Genomic DNA, 14,327 nt, shown 5'->3' with positions numbered 1-14,327 from the left:
CCGCTGACATCACCGATGTCACCACCACCCACACCACCACCCCTACCCCGACCATCGGCACGCAGCGCCGTACCGGCCTGCTCGTCACGCTCGTTCTCGGCGGCCTCACCGCGGTGCCGCCGTTGTCGATGGACATGTATCTGCCCGCGCTGCCCCAGGTCACCGACGCCCTGCACAGCACCGCGGCGACGGCGCAGCTCACCCTCACCGCCTGCCTCGCGGGCATGGCGCTCGGCCAGCTCGTGGTCGGGCCGCTCAGCGACCGCTGGGGACGCCGCCGTCCCCTGCTGACCGGCATGGTCATCTACATCCTCGCCACCGCCGTCTGCGCCTTCGCGCCCTCGGCGGGCCTGCTGATCACCTTCCGGCTGATCCAGGGCCTGGCGGGCGCGGCGGGCATCGTCATCGCCCGCGCGGTCGTCCGGGACCTCTACGACGGCGTGGAGATGGCCCGTTTCTTCTCCACCCTGATGCTGATCTCCGGCGTCGCCCCGATCGTCGCCCCGGTGATCGGCGGCCAGATCCTGCGGATCACCGACTGGCGCGGCGTCTTCGCCGTCCTCACCGTGATCGGCGTCCTGCTCACCCTGGTGGTGTGGCGCTGGCTGCACGAGACGCTGCCGCCCGAGCGCCGGCACTCCGGCGGGCTGCTGGGCACATTCGGCGCGGTCAAGCGGCTGCTCGGCGACCGGATCTTCACCGGGTACGTGCTCTCGGGCAGCTTCGCCTTCGCGGCGCTGTTCACCTACGTGTCCGCGTCCGCCTTCGTCATCCAGGACATCTACGGCGCCTCGCCGCAGACCTTCAGCCTGCTGTTCGGGCTGAACTCCATCGGCATCGTCGGCGTGGGCCAGCTCAACGGCAAGGTGCTGGTCGGCCGGGTCGCGATGGAGAAGATCCTCACGATCGGGCTCGCGCTGATCACCGTAGCCTCGGTGGCGCTGGTGCTGCTGACCACCGGCGTCTTCGGCCGGGCGGGACTGCCCGCCGTCTCCGCCGCGCTCTTCGTGCTGATGGCGTCGATGGGCCTGACCCTGCCCACCGCGAACACGCTGGCACTGCTGCGCGTCAAGCGGGACGTGGGCTCGGCGTCCGCACTGGTGGGCACCTCGTCCTTCCTGATCGGCGCCCTCGCGTCGCCGCTGGCCGGAGTGGCCGGTGACGGCACCGCGGTGCCGATGGCCCTCGTGCAGTTGACCTGCGCACTCGTGGCCGTCGCCTGTTTCGTCGGGCTGTGCGTGCGCGGGCGTCGTACCGTGGAGGGACCCTAGGCGGCACGCGGGCCATCAGGCGGCTCGCGGCGCGGACCATCAGGAGGCCCGCGGGCCATCAGGAGGATGCGATGTCCGATACCACGGACGAGAGCCCCGGCCAGAGCGTGGGCGCGCGTACCGACCGGCTCGCCGAGCCGGGCGACGACGAGCGCACATGGGCGTTCAAGAGCGCCGACAGCTCCCTGCACACGGGCGCGGAGGGGGCGGCCGACGGCTCGGTGAGCCCGGAGGACCTGGTACTGCTCTCCGGCCGTGAGCCCACGCCGGAACGGATCGAGAAGGCCCGCAGAGCACTGGAGGAACATGGCGCCGCCGCTGTCGAGAGGTACCTGCCCTGAGGCGGGCCTCGACGCCGCAGAGCTGAGCCGTATCGTCCCCGCGCTGGCCGCGTACACGCGCCCGGCGCCCGCGCACCCCTGGTGCGCGGGCGCCGTCGTGCTGGCCGGCCGGGGCAGGACCGTCGCGTTGCACGAGGCGGTCGGCTGGGCGGTGCGCTACGGCGCGTATGACGAGAGCGCGGACGTCGGCGTCGAGCTGCCGCCCTGGCAATGGGTGCCGATGCGCGAGGACACCGTCTTCGACCTGGCCTCGCTCACCAAGGTGTTCACGGCCACCGTCGCCGCCACCCACCTCGACCAGGACCGCGAGGTCGCCGCGTACGTGCCGGAGTTCGGCGCGGCGGGCAAGGGCGCGATCACCGTACGGCAGCTCCTCGACCACACCTCGGGCCTGCGCCCCGAACTGCCCTTCTACGACCGGCCGACAGCGCAGGGCCGGGCGCGGATGCTGTGGGACGAGGAGCCGGTGCACCCGCCGGGCACCCTGCGGGTCTACTCCGACCTGAACCTCATCGCGGTCCAGTACGCGCTGGAGGCCGCCACGGGACGCCCGCTCGCGGTGCTGATCAGCGAGGAGGTCACCGGCCCCCTCGGCATGCTCGACACCGGCTTCAACCCGCCGCCCGCCGCGCTGTCGCGGATGGCGGCCACCGAGGACCAGCGGCGGCCGTGGGGCAGGCTCGACCGCGGCATGGTGCGCGGGAGCGTGCACGACGAGAACGCGTACGCGATGGGCGGGGTCAGCGGGCACGCCGGGCTGTTCTCGACGGCCTGGGACCTGGCGCTGTTCTGCCGGGCGCTGCTCGACCGGGGCGGTCCCTGGGGCGGCTTCGAGACCGACCAGGCTTGGTTCATGGGCGAGTTGGCCGGGCGCGGCGCGTACGGGCACACCGGTTTCACCGGCACGAGCCTCGTGGTCGACCCGGAGAGCGACAGCTTCCTCGTGCTGCTCGCCAACTCCGTCCACCCGACCAGGACCTGGCGCGACGGCAGCGCACCACGCGCCGCCGCCGCGACCGGGCTGGCCAGGGCGATCCTCAAGGCCGAAACCGGGGGGCCCGTGTAGCGGTCCCGTTCAACGCGGGGCGCCCGTGCGGCCGTTCAACGCGGGGCGCCCGTGCGGCCGTTGAACGCGGGGCGCCGTGCGGCCGTTCAACGGACGACGCCCGTGCGGCCGTTCAGCGGAAGATGCCGGTGTGGCCGAGCGAGTAGCGGCCCGGCTGCGGGTAGACGGCCAGGCCGTGCGGTCCCGAGCCGACCGGGATCTTCGCCAGGGTGCGCCCGTCGGCGGTGTCGATCGCGTACACCTCGCCGTCGTACCGCCCCGACAGCCACAGCACCTTGCCGTCCGCGGACACCCCGCCCATGTCGGGGCTGCCGCCGCCCTCGATGTGCCACTTGCGGACCAGCTTGCGGGTGGCGAAGTCGAGCAGCGAGATCGAGCCCTCGCCGCGGTTGGAGATGTACATCACCTTCGAGTCGCGCGAGACGTACAGGCCGTGCGCGCCCTTGCCGGTGCGCAGCAGCGTCGGCTTGGAGAAGGTGTCGCCGTTCATCACCCACACGCCGTCGGCCATCATGTCGGCGATGTACCAGGTTTTGCCGTCCGGCGAGATCTTCACGTCCTGCGGCATCGCGCCCTCGAACGGCAGCCGCTGCTGGCCGACGACCTTCATCTCCGCCGTGTCGACCTTCAGCAGCTCGCCGGAGAACTCGCAGGACACGATGAAGTACCGGCCGTCGGGCGAGAAGTCCGCGTGGTTCACGCCGTAACAGCTCACCGGCACGGTCTTCTTGACCGCCATGGTGTGCGCGTCGCGGAAGACCAGCTCGCGGTCGAGCGACGCCATCACCACCGCGTACTTGCCGTCCGGCGTGAAGTACAGGTTGTACGGGTCGTGCACGTCGACCGTCGGACCCGCCTTGCCGGTGGCCGGGTCGAGCCGGGTGAGGGTGTTGCCGACGTCGTTGTTGACCCACAGCGTCTTCAGGTCCCACGACGGCACCACGTGCTGCGGCTGCTCGCCGACCGGGATCGTCTCGATGACCTTGTACGTCTTCGGGTCGATGACCGAGACCGTGTTGGAGTCGGTGTTCGGCACGTAGACCCGCGAAGGGAAGTTCCGCACCACGGGGGACAGCGCGTTCGGCCGGTCGGCGGCGTAGACGTCCTTCGGGTCGAGCGGCGGCGGCATGCCCGGCAGGCCCTGCCCGGCGGCCGGGACGTGCGGCGCGGACTGCGGTGTCGCCCCGGCCGCGGCTTTGGCGGCCTTGGCGGAGGCGGTCGCGTGCGCGTGCCCGCCCGTGGCCGTCGTACCGCAGCCCGCGGTGAGCACACCGCCCGCGAGTACGGCGACGGTGGCGGCGCCCGCCACGAGGAGCGTGCGGGCGGAGACCGTGGGCGGGTGGGAGTGGCCGGGGGCCGGGTGCGGGGAACGGAACGGGATGCGGCGCATCAGGTCAGCAGCTCCGAGGTCGTGACCGCGCGGAGGCCCCGGCGGTGCAGGTCGTCGAGGATCCCGGGCAGCGCGGCGACCGTGCCGGAGTGCCCGAAGTGCAGGGAGACCACCGAGCCCGCGCGGGCCTGGGCGGCCACCGCGGCGCGCACCCGTTCGGCCCCCGGGTCGGTGTAGTCGAGCGGGTCGACGTCGTACGACAGCACGTGCGGGTAGCCCGCCTCGCGGGCGAGGCTCACCACCAGCGGGGTCGCCATCCGCGCCTGGGACGGGCGGAACCAGCGGCCCCGCGAGCCCGTGAGCTGGGTCAGCCGCCGGGCGCAGCCCTCGATCTCCGCGGTGGCCGCGGCGGCGTCCATCGCGCCGATGTCGCCGTGCGTCTGGGTGTGGTTGCCCAGTTCGTGGCCGCCGTCCAGAATCCGGCGGGCGAGCCGCGGATACGTGTCGAGCCAGGCGCCGACCGCCAGCACGGTCACCCGCGCCCCGGCCTTCTCCGCCTCGGCCAGCAGCGCCGTGGCCAGCGCCGGTTCGCCCTGGCCGTGGAAGGTGAGGGCGAGCCGCGCGCGGTCGCGCGGGCCGTGCTCGATCTGGTCGGGCAGGCCGGGCGGCAGCGGCGGCGCGGACGTGGCGGGCTCCCCTGCGGGCGCGTGCGGCGGGGGCGAGGGCGCGCCGGTGGAGGCGGGGGACGCGGGGGACGAGGGCGAGGACGACGTGCCGGGTGCGGGGGCGGGTGCGGCGCCGGACGGACGGCCGTCGGAGCACCCGGCCAGCAGCGCCCCGGACGCGGTCACTTGCAGCAGATTTCGGCGGGAGATGGACATCGGGCACCACCTTATGACGTAACGCCACTTTCGGCCCATGTCGCCGGGCCCGCGTCGCACGGAGTCGCACGGATGAGTCAGTCCGCTGGGCCGCCTGCCATCATGGGCCGACGAAGGCACCGCGCCGCGGTGACCGGGGGGTGGACCGCGGGTGACCGCGAAGAGGTGCGTGGGGGGCTGCGTGGCCGAGACAACGGCGGGGACGGGTGCCGGGACGGACGGCGGCACGGGTGCCCGTGCGGGCGACGGTGCCGACATGGGCGCCGGTAGCGGCGTAGGCATGGACGCGGGCAGCGCCGCGGGCGCCGGGACGGCGCCGACGAACGGCGGTGCGGGCGAAGGTCCGACCCCCGTGACGGACGACGGCGCGGGTACGGGGACGAGCGCCGCCATCGGCATCAGTGCCGGCACGGGCGCGAGCGTCGGTGCGACGCCCGGGGCGTACGGCGGCGCGGGTGTCGGTCCGGCCGCCGGGGCGTACGGCGGCGCGGGTGTCGGTGCGACGCCCGGGGCGTACGGCGGCGCGGGTGTCGGTCCGGCCGCCGGGACGGACGGCGGCGCGGTCCCGGTGGTGGCGCGCGGCACGCGTACCGCGCCCGTCCGCGACGCCGGATTCCTGACCGCCGTCCGGCGGCTGCGCGCCGCGCAGAAGACCGCCAAGGGCGTGTCGCTCTACTCCCGTTACGTGAACCGGCCGGTCGGCCGGGTGCTCGCCGCGGGGGCGTACCGGATCGGACTGACGCCCAATCAGGTGACCCTGGTCAGCGCCGTGTTCAGCGGCGCGGCCGTCGCCGCGCTCGCGCTCGGCCGCCCCTCGTGGCCGCTGGCCCTCGCCGTGTGGGCGGGCCTGGTGATCGGCTTCGCCTTCGACTCCGCCGACGGACAGCTCGCCCGGCTGCTCGGGGCGGGCAGCCCGGCGGGGGAGTGGCTCGACCACGTCGTCGACTGCGCGAAGATCACCGCCGTGCACGCGGCCGTACTGATCACCTTCTACCGGCACTTCGACCTGCCGGGCGACGGCTGGCTGCTGCTGCCGCTGGGCTTCCAGCTCGCCGCCGTCCTGATCTTCTTCGGCGGCCTGCTCACCGACAAGCTCAAGCCGAAGGAGCCGAAGAGCCAGGGGGCGGCCCCCGGCAGCCCGGCGCCCGCGCCCTCACGGCTGCGCGCGGTCGCCCTGCTGCCCGTCGACTACGGCGTCTTCTGCCTGGTCTTCCTGCTGCTCGGCAGCCAGAGCGCCTTCAGGACCGGATACCTGGTCCTCTTCGCCGTGCACGCGCTCTTCCTCGCGGCCTTCCTCACCAAGTGGTTCAGAGAGCTTCGGAGGGTCTGACCGAGGGCTGCGCCGGCTCGGTCAGCACGTCGAGCGCCTTGCGGAGCTGGGTGCTCGACGTGTGCACGGTGTACGGGAAGTAGACGATCTCCACGCCCACCGTGGCGAAGTCCCGCTCCAGACGGCGCCCCTTGTCCGTACCGCGCCAGTCGTCGCCCTTGAACAGCACGTCGAAGCGGACCTGCTGCCAGGTCTCCAGCTTGTCCGGCACCGTCTCGACGAAGGCCGCGTCCACGAAGCGCACACTGCGGACGATCTCCAGCCGCTCCACCAGCGGCACCACAGGACTGCGGCCCTTGGCGAGCTGCGCCATCTCGTCCGAGACGACGCCCGCGACCAGGTAGTCGCACTGGCTGCGGGCGTGCCGCAGGATGTTGAGATGCCCCACGTGGAAGAGGTCGTAGACCCCAGGCGCGTAACCGACCCGATGTGACATAAAACGACCCCCCGGTCGTACGGTGAACTGTGCGACGCTCCCCAGCGTCGCGGAGTCTCAGACGATAGCCGTGCCGTGTTGCGGTCAAGCGGCGATTAGCGAAAGTACAACCGATGGTAAGCGGGCGTGTGCTCTCCTGGTGAACAGCTAGGGTGGGCACTTGTTCGTCATTGGCGGTCTCTGGGGGGTCTGGGGACGCCGGGGGAAGGGAACACTCCGTGGCTGAGTCCGGCGCGCGCCGCCGTCTGCTGCTGGTCTCCACGAATTACGCGCCTGAGCACGCCGGGATCGGTCCGTACGCGACACAGATCGCCGAACACTGGGCGGCGAACGGCGACGAGGTGCACGTCCTGGCCGGTATGCCGCACTACCCGGCATGGCGGCTCGACCCGGAGTACGCCCGGGTGTGGCGCACCGAGGAGCGCCGCGCCGGGGTCAGCGTGCACCGCCGCAAGCACCTCGTGCCGCCGCGCCAGAGCGCCGTCACCCGTGCCCTGTTCGAGGCCACCGTGCTCGGCCACGGCCTGCTCGCACCGCCCGCGATGGACCGCCCCGACGCGGTGATCGCCCAGATGCCCAGCCTCGGCGGCGGCCTGGTCGGCGCCCGGATCGCCCGGCGGCACGGCGTCCCGTACATCCCCGTCGTGCAGGACCTGATGGGCGCGGCGGCGGCGCAGAGCGGCATACGCGGCGGCGGCAGGGCGGCCTCCGCGGCGGGCGCGGTCGAGGCGTACGCGCTCAAGCGCGCCACGCTGGTCGGCGTCATCCACGAGAGCTTCGTCGCCAAGGTCGCCGCAATGGGCGTGCCCGAGGAGCGAATACGGCTGGTGCCCAACTGGTCGCACGTCAAGCGCCCGAGCAGGCCGCGCGAGGAGATGCGCGCCAGGCTCGGCTGGCGTCCGAACCAGACGGTGCTGCTGCACTCCGGGAACATGGGCCTCAAACAGGGCCTCGAAGTGCTCGTCGAGGCCGCGCGCCTCGACCCGGCGCTGCGCGTGGTGCTGATGGGCGACGGCAACCAGCGCGAGCACCTGCGCTCGCTGGCCGGCGGCCTGCCCAACCTGGAATTCGCGCCGCCCGCCGATGACGACGCCTTCCCCGACATGCTGGCCGCCGCCGACGCGCTCGCGGTCACCCAGCGCGCCTCCGTGCTCGACATGAGCATCCCCTCCAAGCTCACCTCCTACTTCGCCGCCGGGCGGCCGGTCGTCGCCTCCGTCGCGGCCGAGGGCGGCACCGCCCAGGAAGTGGAACGCTCGGAGGCGGGAATCGTCGTACCGCCGGAGGATCCGCGTGCACTGCTGGACGTAGTACGCGCTCTGGCCGATGATCCTGGTAGGGCCGACGCGCTGGGGGCGCGCGGGCCCGAGTACGTGGACGCGCATCTCAGTCGCGAGGCGGGTCTCGCGCGGATCGACGCACTGCTCGCGGAGGCGCTGGGGGCGCCCCGCGAGACGCCTCCCGAGGACGGGGAGGCCCGGGAGCCCGGGACGGCCGGGGGAACCGGGGAGATCGAGGGGGCAGTGGGCAAGTGAGCGACACGACGCGCGCCACCGAGGCGCAGGACGAACCGGATCTGCTCCGCGACCAGTTCCGCCAGCTCATCCGCTACCGGGCGCTGATCGTGGCCGGTGTGCTGGTCGGCCTCTTCGGCGGCGCCTGGCTCGCGCTGACCGGCGCCGACTCCTACGCGGCCACCAGCGAGGTACGGATCAGGGCCGCCACCGTCGACCCGTTCGCCACCGGCGCCTCCGCCGACAAGGGCATCGACATCGGCTCCGAGCGGCAGACCGCGGTCAGCAGCACCGTCTCCGACGCGGCGGCGAAGATCGTCAAGGCACCGGCCGACGCCATGGAGCACTGCCTCCAGGTCACCAACCCGCCCAACACCCTCGTCCTGCGCTTCACGTGCAGCACCGGGAACGCGGCCAAGTCCGCGCTGTGGGTCAACGCCTTCACCAAGGCGTATCTGGAGAACCGGCAGGCGCAGACCAAGTCCACCATCAACACGATGGTCAACGGCTACAAGGCCCAGCTCGACCCGCTCAACAAGCAGCGCGACGACCTGCTCAAGCAGATCGACCACACCGTCAACGCCCAGGTGATCAGCTCCCTGACCACCCAGCAGACAAATTTGCTCTCGCGCATCCTCGAACTCAACGGCAACATCAGCGGCCTGCGCGCCCTGGACACCACGCCCGGCTCGATCATCAGGCCCGGTGTGGCGCCCAAGGCCCCCGCGGGTCCCGGACTGCCGATGATGCTCGGCCTCGGCGGCGGCGTCGGCATCGCGCTCGGCCTGCTGGGCGCCTGGGTCAGGCTGGTCTTCGACCCGACCGTCCGCTCCGAGGGCGAGGTCACGCGCACGCTCGGCGCCCCGGTGCTCGGCACGCTGCCGCGCAGCCGCCGCCAGCGCGGCAGCGGCCCCGCGTCGCTGCTCGCCGAGGGGCAGAGCGGCGGACGGCTCGCCGAGGAGTACCGCGCGGTCGGCTTCCGGCTCGCCCACGACAAGCGCTTCGCCGACCGGCGGCGGCTGCTGGTCGTCGCGCCGCGCGGCAGCAGCGACACCGCGGCGGGCGTCGCGGTCAACCTGTCCGCGTCCTTCGCCGAGATGGGCATGGAGGTGCTGCTGGTCGAGGCCGACCTGCGCACCCCGTCGCTGTCCGCCCGGCTGCGCACCGCGGACGGCGGCGCGCGCCCCGGCTGGGCCCGCTCGCCGGGCCTCGGCGAGGGCGGCTGGCCCGCCGGGCTGCAAGTCTCCATCGACGCGGGCGAGTCCGGCTCCTTCGACCTCGTGCCCGGCCGCCGGGTGCGCAATGTGGCCCGCGCGCTCACCTCGGCCCCGGCCACCAGGCTCTTCTCCGAGGCCGACACCCCCGGTGCCGCCGTGGTCGTACTGGCCCCCGCGGTCCTCGCCTACGCCGACGCGCTGGCGCTCGCCGACCGGGTCGACGGCGTGGTCGTGGTCTGCGACCCGCGCGAGGTGCACCGCGCCGACCTCGTCCGCGTCCGCGAGCTGGTCAACGCGGCGGGCGGCGCCGTACTCGGCGTGGTCCTGCACTCGGCCGCGGAGACCGGCGGCGGGCACCGCTTCCGCCTCGGCCGCCGCAGGACCGCCACCGGCCGCACGGGGAACGGCGGTTCCGGCGGTGGCGGCGGGATCCCGCAGCAGCCCCGGCCCCACGACGGGGAGCCGTCCGCCCAGTCCCACAGCCCGGCCGCTCCGGAACGACACCCGGTCCCTTGACGGGCCCCGACCCGCGGCGCCCCGTCACCCACCCGGTCACGACGGCGGCCGTGGGCCCCGGGGCCGAGTTCACGTACGCGGGCCCGCCCGATCCCCCGGGCGCCTCAGGGCCGTCCGGCCCGTCCGAGGCGTCGGCGGACGGCGAGGACGAGTCCGGCGACCCGGCCGGGTCCGGCACGTCCAAGGGCGGGCCCGGCACCAAGGCCGCCATCATCAGCTCGGTGGCCGACCAGGGCGTCGCCGCCTTCACCAACATCATCGTGCTCGTCGTGGCCGCCCGGCTGTCCAGCGCCGCCGGATTCTCCGTGTTCTCCATGGTCTACATGGTGTTCACGGTGCTGCTGGGCGTCGGCGTCTCCTACGTGGGACAGGCGCTGGTGCTGGAGCGCGGCGCCGCGCAGGTGCGGGCGGCCTGCCGCAGCGCGGCCACCTTCACCGCCGTGGCGTCCACCGTGATCGGCTTCTCGATGGCCGCGGGGCTCGCCTTCGTGCCCGGCGGCACCGCGCGCGGCCTCGCGGTCCTCGGCCTGGTGCTGCCGATCGTGCTCACCCAGGACGGCATGCGGTACTGCTTCTCCGCCCTGCGGCTGCCGCACTACGCGCTCGCCGCCGACACCGTACGACTGGCCGTCGCCGTACCGGCGCTGGCCATGCAGCCGCACGGCGCGGGCGCGGTCCGGCTCGTCGCCGTCTGGGGCGTGTCCGCCGTGCCCGCGCTGCTCGTGGGCGCCGCCCTGCTGTGGCCGAAGGTCAAGGGCGCACCGGTGGACCTGCGCAAATTCGTCCGCCGCGGGCACCTCGGGCAGCGCTTCGTCATCGAGTTCGGCGTCGGCAACGCCACCAGTCAGCTCGCGGTCGTCGGCCTCGGCCTGTTCGCCGCGCCGCTGGCCGTCGGCGCCCTGCGCGGCGCCACCACGCTCTTCGGCCCGATGAACGTGCTCTTCAACTCCGCGACCGCCTTCGGGCCGCCGCTGCTCAACCGGGTCCGCGGCGCCGACGACAAGGTGCGCGCGACCGCCGTCCTCGCCACCGTCCTCGCCTGGATCGCGGTGTCCTGGACGGTCGTGCTGATGCTGCTGCCCGCCCATGTGGGCCGCCAACTGCTCGGTGACACCTGGGCGTCGTCGTCCGCGCTGCTGGCCGCCTCCGGCAGCCAGTACGCGTGCATCGCGCTCGGCACCAGCGCCCTGCTGACGCTGCGCGTGCTGCGGCCCCGCGCCACGCTGCCGATCCAGGTGGTCTTCTCGCTCGCGTCCGTGGTCTTCATGCTCGCCGGCTACCAGTGGGACGGGGTGATGGGCGCCGCCTGGGGCCTGGCCCTCGGCTCCGCGCTCAAGGCGGTGGCGCTGTGGCTGCGGATCGTCGCCGTCAAGCGCGCGCCCGCCGCCACCGACCCTCACACACCCGACGCCTCCGCCGAGGGCGTCACGCCCTCAGCCCCGATGGCCAGCGGCGACGCGGTGTCCGGGACCTCCGCCTCCGGCGTTGTCGTCAGTCGCGATGGCTCCGCCATCACTCCCTCCTCCGCCTTGGACTCGAAGGCCCCGGACACCGCTCCTGCCTCCACTGACCATCGCGGCTGAGGGCGTCACCGCAGGATCTTCCGCCGGTCCGCGCTGAAGGTCGTCACCAGCAGCAGGCACACCGCGGCGATGCCGATCCGGCCCGACGCCTGGAGCAGCGGGCCGCGCAGCAGGATGAAGGAGTAGCCGCACACCAGCGGGATCACCACGGCCATCACCGTGCCGGGGCGGCCGTCGTCCAGCGTGCGCTGGGCGTATCTGCGGTCGCCGCGGGCACAGAAGTAGCCCAGCAGCAGGAAGCCGCCGGTCATGCCGACCGGGCCGAAGTCCAGCCACAGCTCCGCCCACAGCGGCGACGACAGGTTGGTGTTGGTCATGCCCATCCACTGGCCGACCTGCACACCGGAGTCCAGCGGCTTGCCGTGCCAGATCGAACGCGGCACGAAGAAGAAGACGTCCGCCGCGAGCTGCCGCCCGTGGGAGTGGCCCTCGCCGGACCGCACGAAGGTGATGGTGTTCGCGAACATCCCGATCTGGTCGTAGTCCTTGAGCGTCAGCGGCTCCAGCGCCGACGTCGTCTCCACCGGGTGGTAGCCGCCCGAGTCGTACCGGAAGCGGTCGAGGAACGGGAAGAGCAGCAGCGCCGCCACCACGCCCGTCACCAGGGCCGTGCGGTACATCACCGGGCTCTTGGGGAAGGCCGTGAAGAGCAGCGAGAACACGACGGTCAGGAACCAGTACCGCGGGTTGGAGATCGGGTTGTTCACGATCACGTTGATCAGCACCAGGCCGGTGAGCGCGGCGATGGCCAGCGGCCTGCGGCGGGCGATCCGGGACGTGATCATCCAGCGGATCAGGAAGAGCATGGCCAGCAGCGCCGGTACGGTGCCGAAGCCGCGGATGAAGGCCGAGCCGACATGGCTGTCGCCGCCGCTGCCCGCCAGACCGCTGGCCTGCACCGACTCGCTGATGCCCTGACGGCTGGAGAAGAAGACGGTCGGGCCGCCGAGCTTCATGATGCACAGCGCGCTGCCGAGGTACGCGACCACGATCAGCAGCCACAGGCGGCGCCGCGACACGGACGCCTGCGGGCGGGCCTTGCGGATACGGGCCGCCGGGCGGTGCCGGGCCAGCAGCGCGCCGACGTCGAAGGCCACGCAGCCGATCAGGACGAGCGTGATCGCCGTCGTCGTGTCGGAGCGCGGGCCCACCACCGGCGTCGGGACCTGCCCGATGACCGCCTGCGCCAGCGGGGCCACGCCCATCGCCACGTACACGAACAGCCAGAACGCGCCCTGGATCAGCCGCCGTCGCCGGGTCAGCACCATCGCCGCCAGCCGGCCGCCGCCGTACACCGTCAGCGTCAACTGGAGCCAGTACGCGGTGTCCCGCACGCCCGTGCCGGGCTGGGCCGCCACGTACGCGGGCAGGAACCCCACCAACGCGATGACCAGCGGCACCGCCAGTGCCCGCGACAGCGCCGCACGCGGTACCGATGTCGTGGCCTGCGCCTCGTCCGGGCCGGGCCGCTCCAGCGGCCCGCCCGCACCGGCCTGGTCCTGTGCCACGTCCAGGGCCATGGCCCACCCCCTTCATGCTCCCCGCGCCGAGTCTATGGCCTCCGGCCGGGAGGATCAGGGCGTCCGGGGCCGGAAGTGCCCCGATGAGGGGTCGGTGTCGATAATGTGAACCCGAGGCGCGGGGGCGCCGAAAATCAGGGGTGGGGAGCCATATGAAGGTGCTGCATGTCGTCACGCTGCATACGCCGACGAACGACTTCGGCGGCCCGACACGGGTGGCGCTGAATCTGTCCAAGGGCCTGCGGGCCCAGGGCGTCGACGCCCGGATCGCGACGCTGGGCGACGGTTTCACGGGCCCGCTGCCGACGGAGCTGGAGGGCGTGCCGTCGTTCGTGCACCAGGCGCGCCACGTGCTGCCGTTCGAGGTGAGCGGCATCACGTCGCCGGGGCTGCTGGCGAAGGCGCGCCGGATGGTGAAGTCGGCGGACGTGGTCCATGTGCACCTGATGCGGGACCTGATCACGCTGCCGTTCGCGCTGTTCGCGCTGGAGGCAGGGGTGCCGCTGGTGATCCAGACGCACGGCATGATCGACCCGACGGAGAAGCTGTTCGCGAAGGCCGTCGACGTCCTGGGCATGAAGCGGGTGCTGCGCAAGGCGGACGCGATCTTGCACCTGACGCGGATGGAGCGCGACGGTGTGCAGGCGGTGGTGCCCGACACCCCGCTGACCACCTTCCACCGGCTGGTCAACGGAGTGACGTTGCAGGACCGCAGGCCCGCGCGGGCCGACCGCCCGCCGACCGTGCTCTATCTGGCGCGGGTGCAGAAGCGCAAGCGCCCCGAGGACTTCGTGTCGGCGATGCCCGTGGTGCTGGCCAAGTACCCGGACGCGCGCTTCGTGCTGGCGGGCCCCGACACCGGTGATCTGACCGGCCCCATGCGGGAGCTGGCGGCGAAGCTGGGAGTGGCGGACTCGCTGGAGTGCGTCGGCGCGCTGGGCCACGAGCAGGTGCTGGAGCAGCTCAGGAAGTCCGATGTGTACGTGCTGCCGTCGGTGGTCGAGCCGTTCGCCGTCTCGATCCTGGAGGCGATGTCGGTCGGCCTGCCCGTGGTGGTGACCCGGACCGGCGGCCTGTCGCCCGACGTCGAGGCGGCGGGCGCGGGGCGGATCACCGACAGCGACCCCGACGCGGACAACGGGCCGCTGGTCGGCCAGGCGATCCTGGAACTGCTCGACCCGGCCGCCAACGAGGAGGCGTCGGACGCCGCCTGGCAGCTCATCCGCGACCGCTTCTCCATCGGCGCCGTCGTCGACACGCTCATGGAGGTGTACGGGGGCGTCACCCGCGCCGGGTGACGCCCCCGCGTGCGCTTCCGGACC

The 14,327-nt window shown here is 73.1% G+C and carries 12 protein-coding genes; 8 read left to right on the top strand and 4 right to left on the bottom strand.

Annotated features, from left to right (window positions below; all coding sequences use genetic code 11):
• Positions 1-8: 8 nt before the first annotated feature.
• The 3 genes from ACFZBB_RS00650 (at position 9) to ACFZBB_RS00640 (ending at position 2,678) form a co-directional block, all read left to right on the top strand.
• Positions 9-1,271, top strand: coding sequence for a Bcr/CflA family efflux MFS transporter (locus ACFZBB_RS00650; protein ID WP_391117445.1), 1,263 nt, complete (start codon positions 9-11; stop codon positions 1,269-1,271).
• A 71-nt stretch (positions 1,272-1,342) separates the two neighbouring features.
• Entirely contained in the window at positions 1,343-1,612 is a 270-nt protein-coding gene (locus ACFZBB_RS00645) for a hypothetical protein (RefSeq protein WP_391116404.1), read from the top strand.
• Positions 1,578-2,678 (top strand): serine hydrolase, encoded by a 1,101-nt coding sequence (locus ACFZBB_RS00640; RefSeq protein ID WP_391116402.1) that lies wholly within the window; start codon positions 1,578-1,580, stop codon positions 2,676-2,678. Before ACFZBB_RS00645 ends, ACFZBB_RS00640 begins: the two co-directional genes overlap by 35 nt.
• 112 nt (positions 2,679-2,790) lie before the next feature.
• Here the strand turns inward: ACFZBB_RS00640 and ACFZBB_RS00635 are convergent, their stop codons facing one another.
• Together ACFZBB_RS00635 and ACFZBB_RS00630 are read right to left on the bottom strand one after the other, a co-directional pair.
• The gene (locus tag ACFZBB_RS00635) at positions 2,791-4,068 is read right to left on the bottom strand and encodes a hypothetical protein (protein WP_391116400.1); all 1,278 of its coding nucleotides are present in this window, start codon (positions 4,066-4,068) and stop codon (positions 2,791-2,793) included.
• A complete protein-coding gene (locus tag ACFZBB_RS00630; protein ID WP_391116398.1) occupies positions 4,068-4,889 on the bottom strand; it encodes a polysaccharide deacetylase family protein in 822 nt (273 codons plus the stop codon). The genes ACFZBB_RS00635 and ACFZBB_RS00630 overlap by 1 nt, the downstream gene beginning before the upstream one ends.
• A 634-nt stretch (positions 4,890-5,523) precedes the next feature.
• Here ACFZBB_RS00630 and ACFZBB_RS00625 point away from each other — a divergent pair.
• On the top strand, positions 5,524-6,219 hold the full coding sequence (locus tag ACFZBB_RS00625; RefSeq protein WP_391117443.1) for a CDP-alcohol phosphatidyltransferase family protein: 696 nt from the start codon (positions 5,524-5,526) through the stop codon (positions 6,217-6,219).
• Here ACFZBB_RS00625 and ACFZBB_RS00620 read toward each other — a convergent pair.
• Positions 6,197-6,655 carry an adenylyltransferase/cytidyltransferase family protein gene (locus tag ACFZBB_RS00620; RefSeq protein ID WP_355334575.1) on the bottom strand — a complete coding sequence of 153 codons (459 nt, stop codon included), beginning with the start codon at positions 6,653-6,655 and terminating at the stop codon, positions 6,197-6,199. The genes ACFZBB_RS00625 and ACFZBB_RS00620 overlap by 23 nt on opposite strands.
• Positions 6,656-6,873: 218 nt before the next feature.
• Between ACFZBB_RS00620 and ACFZBB_RS00615 the strand changes: the two genes are divergently transcribed.
• From ACFZBB_RS00615 to ACFZBB_RS00605, 3 genes are all read left to right on the top strand, one after another.
• A complete protein-coding gene (locus ACFZBB_RS00615) occupies positions 6,874-8,190 on the top strand; it encodes a glycosyltransferase (protein WP_391116396.1) in 1,317 nt (438 codons plus the stop codon).
• On the top strand, positions 8,187-9,902 hold the full coding sequence (locus tag ACFZBB_RS00610) for a lipopolysaccharide biosynthesis protein (protein WP_391116394.1): 1,716 nt from the start codon (positions 8,187-8,189) through the stop codon (positions 9,900-9,902). The genes ACFZBB_RS00615 and ACFZBB_RS00610 overlap by 4 nt, the downstream gene beginning before the upstream one ends.
• A gap of 221 nt (positions 9,903-10,123) precedes the next feature.
• On the top strand, positions 10,124-11,485 hold the full coding sequence (locus ACFZBB_RS00605) for a hypothetical protein (protein ID WP_391117441.1): 1,362 nt from the start codon (positions 10,124-10,126) through the stop codon (positions 11,483-11,485).
• 5 nt (positions 11,486-11,490) lie between these two features.
• Here ACFZBB_RS00605 and ACFZBB_RS00600 read toward each other — a convergent pair whose 3' ends face one another.
• Positions 11,491-13,005 (bottom strand): O-antigen polymerase, encoded by a 1,515-nt coding sequence (locus ACFZBB_RS00600; protein WP_391116392.1) that lies wholly within the window; start codon positions 13,003-13,005, stop codon positions 11,491-11,493.
• Between the two features lie 152 nt (positions 13,006-13,157).
• On the opposite strand from ACFZBB_RS00600, the gene ACFZBB_RS00595 reads away from it, so the two are divergent.
• A complete protein-coding gene (locus ACFZBB_RS00595; RefSeq protein ID WP_391116390.1) occupies positions 13,158-14,303 on the top strand; it encodes a glycosyltransferase in 1,146 nt (381 codons plus the stop codon).
• Positions 14,304-14,327 lie beyond the last annotated feature (24 nt).

Origin of the sequence: Streptomyces sp. NPDC008139, assembly GCF_042957025.1 — a bacterium.
In the GTDB taxonomy this organism is placed as follows: Bacteria; Actinomycetota; Actinomycetes; order Streptomycetales; family Streptomycetaceae; genus Actinacidiphila.
This window is presented reverse-complemented; position numbering and strand designations above follow the sequence as displayed.

What these genes read in the sequence shown, in the direction of transcription:
- ACFZBB_RS00645 (WP_391116404.1), top strand. Translation starts at nt 1,343, where the DNA reads ATGTCCGATACCACGGACGAGAGCCCCGGCCAGAGCGTGGGCGCGCGT.
- ACFZBB_RS00640 (WP_391116402.1), top strand. Translation starts at nt 1,578, where the DNA reads ATGGCGCCGCCGCTGTCGAGAGGTACCTGCCCTGAGGCGGGCCTCGAC.
- ACFZBB_RS00635 (WP_391116400.1), bottom strand. Translation starts at nt 4,068, where the DNA reads ATGCGCCGCATCCCGTTCCGTTCCCCGCACCCGGCCCCCGGCCACTCC.
- ACFZBB_RS00630 (WP_391116398.1), bottom strand. Translation starts at nt 4,889, where the DNA reads ATGTCCATCTCCCGCCGAAATCTGCTGCAAGTGACCGCGTCCGGGGCG.
- ACFZBB_RS00620 (WP_355334575.1), bottom strand. Translation starts at nt 6,655, where the DNA reads ATGTCACATCGGGTCGGTTACGCGCCTGGGGTCTACGACCTCTTCCAC.
- ACFZBB_RS00600 (WP_391116392.1), bottom strand. Translation starts at nt 13,005, where the DNA reads ATGGCCCTGGACGTGGCACAGGACCAGGCCGGTGCGGGCGGGCCGCTG.
- ACFZBB_RS00595 (WP_391116390.1), top strand. Translation starts at nt 13,158, where the DNA reads ATGAAGGTGCTGCATGTCGTCACGCTGCATACGCCGACGAACGACTTC.